This is a genomic window from Acinetobacter sp. GWC1_38_13, assembly GCF_001767535.1.
Classification (GTDB): domain Bacteria; phylum Pseudomonadota; class Gammaproteobacteria; order Pseudomonadales; family Moraxellaceae; genus Acinetobacter; species Acinetobacter junii.
In genome coordinates, this window is the sequence record NZ_MELG01000092.1 from 46,911 (window position 1) to 49,767 (window position 2,857).

The 2,857-nt window shown below is 39.3% G+C and carries 3 protein-coding genes and 1 pseudogene; all 4 read left to right on the plus strand.

From position 1 onward, the window contains the following. A pseudogene (locus A2003_RS09965) lies at positions 1-291 on the plus strand (HupE/UreJ family protein); the annotation flags it as partial. A gap of 11 nt (positions 292-302) precedes the next feature. Beyond that, positions 303-941, plus strand: coding sequence for a transmembrane anchor protein (locus A2003_RS09970; protein WP_286687282.1), 639 nt, complete (start codon positions 303-305; stop codon positions 939-941). Between the two features lie 83 nt (positions 942-1,024). After that, positions 1,025-2,332: an MFS transporter gene (locus tag A2003_RS09975; RefSeq protein ID WP_286687283.1), complete on the plus strand. Its 1,308-nt coding sequence runs from the start codon at positions 1,025-1,027 to the stop codon at positions 2,330-2,332. After that, a complete protein-coding gene (locus A2003_RS09980) occupies positions 2,333-2,761 on the plus strand; it encodes a YqaA family protein (RefSeq protein WP_002123402.1) in 429 nt (142 codons plus the stop codon). Positions 2,762-2,857: the final 96 nt, after the last annotated feature.

Sequence of the window (2,857 nt, forward strand, 5' to 3'; positions counted from 1 at the left end):
CCCAATACAAAAATTGCCACGCTGATTTTTGGTTTGATTCACGGCTTTGGTTTAGCTGTAAAAATTCAGGAATATGAAGTGCCAGATGATGGCCTGCTTGCGAATCTGATCTCTTTCAACATCGGGGTCGAATTAGGGCAACTCATGGCATTAGCCATCATTTTACTGCTTATGACGATGTGGAGAAAAACCCCTTATTTCTTCAAAACAGCATATCAAAGCAATGTCTTCTTGATGTTCCTTGGTTTTCTACTTGTTGGCTACCAACTCACTGGCTTCATTACACAATAAGGATCTAAATTATGTTTAACGCTGAAATTCCAAAAGATGTTGAATTACCCTCTTCAAAGAAACTGATTAAATCCACTGTGGTTGCTGCGGTGAGTGCCGTTGTTGTTCTTGTGACTTGTGTAATGCCAGCCGAATACGCTATTGACCCTACTGGTGTCGGTAAAGTTTTGGGTTTAACCAAAATGGGGGAAATCAAGCAATCTTTAGCGGCTGAATCAGAGAATGGAATGGGAGAGACCCCTCAGATCCCTTCAGTAAATACTGCTAATAGTTCGGTTGCTCAGGCTGCTGTACCAGATGATAGCTCAAATACAATGCCCGCTATTAAGAAAGAATCGATCTCTATCGAATTAAAACCTAACCAGGCAACTGAAGTTAAGTTGGCTATGCCTAAAGATGCAAGTGTAAGCTTTGATTGGAAATCTTCAGGTGGTGGTCTGAACTATGACACGCATGGCGATCCTGTAAATGCGCCAAAAGACTTTTATCATGGTTACGGTAAAGGTAAAAATGAAACTGAGCAATCTGGAACATTAACCGCAGCCTTTGATGGTAAGCATGGTTGGTTCTGGCGAAACAGAACAGAAAATCCAGTGACTGTAACTTTGAATATTGAAGGTCATTTCAGTGAAATGAAAAAAGTCTTTTAATTTGTAAAATTCCAGATGAGGGCTAAGCCTCATCTGGAACCTGTATGGCATAAAAGTTAGGTTCTAAATAAGGAGTCCCTAAAATGCTAGAAGTTTTAAAAAATACAACATATCGGCATTTGTTCTTAGCCCAAGTCATTGCTTTGATTGGTACGGGACTCATTACTATTGCTCTAGCTTTACAGGCTTATGACATCGCAAAAGGGCAGGCAGCGCAGGTCCTGGGTATTGCCTTGGCAATTAAAATGATTGCTTATATTGGGGTCGCACCCATTGCTTCAGCATTTGCAGAAAGGCTGCCACGTAAAAAAGTTTTAGTGGGGTTGGATATCATCCGTGCTTTAACTGCTTTATGCCTGCCTTTTGTGACCCAAATTTGGCAAATCTATATTCTAATTTTTATTCTGCAATCTGCATCAGCTGCATTCACACCTACTTTTCAGGCCATGATTCCTGATGTATTGCCTGAAGAAAAAGATTATACCAATGCCTTGTCTCTTTCTCGTTTGGCTTATGATTTAGAGAATATTATTAGCCCAATGTTGGCAGGATTTTTACTTGGATTTATAAGCTATCACAATCTATTTTTAGGCACAGTCATTGGCTTTATTGGTTCAGCACTTTTTGTTGTCAGTGCAAAATTGCCTGCTGCTAAAGTACCTGTATTTAAAGGGGTGTATTACAGAATAAAGCAGGGGACAAAAATTTATTTTAATACTCCGCGTTTAAAGGCACTCCTAGCGTTAAACCTTGCGATTGCGTCAGCCAGTGCTGTAGTGATTGTAAATACGGTTGTACTCGTTCAATCAACCTTTAAGCTAAATGAACATGCCACCACTTGGGCCTTTGGCTTGTTTGGCTTAGGGTCTATGCTCTCGGCATTTATATTGCCTAATGTTCTGGATAAATTTAACGATCGAGCTGTGATGCTGAGCGGCACAGCTGTATTAGTCGTTGGCTTATTCTGTGGGTTTTTTATTAACTCATACAACGGACTATTAGTTTTATGGTTTGTCTTGGGAATAGGTTACTCAGTATCTCAAACACCTACAGGCCGGTTAATTCGTAAATCTGCATCTAGTGAAAATAGAACTTCATTATTTGCCGCGCAGTTCGCTTTTTCACACGCATGCTGGTTGATAGCTTACCCTTTAGTGGGTTGGCTGAGTACCAATTTTGGAACACTCTTTACATTTGTGCCTATGGCGGTCATTGCTCTAGTAGCAATGAGTATTGCCTTTATGATTTGGCCAAAACAAGATGAATCCGTAATCGTACATTCACATGATGATTTACCTGTGGATCATGAACATCTACTCAGTCACAACCATGATGGAAAGCATTCACATGACTATGTGATAGATGAAAACCATCAAAGATGGCCGAAATAAATGATGGCCTATGTTTTATTATTTTTAAGTGCCTTTGGTGCAGCAACACTATTGCCCCTGCAATCTGAGACAGTGTTAGCAGGCTTTTTTCTGTTAGGTCGGCATTCTGAGCTGTTGCTCATACTTGTAGCAACAGTTGGGAATGTACTTGGTTCTTGTGTGAACTGGTGGTTGGGTATCAAGCTAGAAGTCTATAAAGACAAGCGTTGGTTTCCAGTATCAGAGAAGCATTTATTAAAGGCTCAAATCTTATATGCAAAGTATGGTTCACCCATGTTATTACTCAGTTGGGTGCCTGTGATTGGTGATCCAATTACGTTAGTCAGTGGAGTTTTAAAGGAAAAATTTACTATATTTATAATTTTGGTTTTCACGGCTAAATTTTTAAGATATATCGTTGTTTACATGATCTATTTAGAGGTTGCTTGAAATATATTCTAATAAAAAAAAGGAATAGGACTTACGCACTATTATTTATAGATTCTCTGTGGTAGCAGATGATTTTTATCGAGAATAAAGTCATCA

Coding starts and splice junctions, on each gene's coding strand:
- A2003_RS09970 (WP_286687282.1), top strand. CDS start 303: ATGTTTAACGCTGAAATTCCAAAAGATGTTGAATTACCCTCTTCAAAG.
- A2003_RS09975 (WP_286687283.1), top strand. CDS start 1,025: ATGCTAGAAGTTTTAAAAAATACAACATATCGGCATTTGTTCTTAGCC.
- A2003_RS09980 (WP_002123402.1), top strand. CDS start 2,333: ATGATGGCCTATGTTTTATTATTTTTAAGTGCCTTTGGTGCAGCAACA.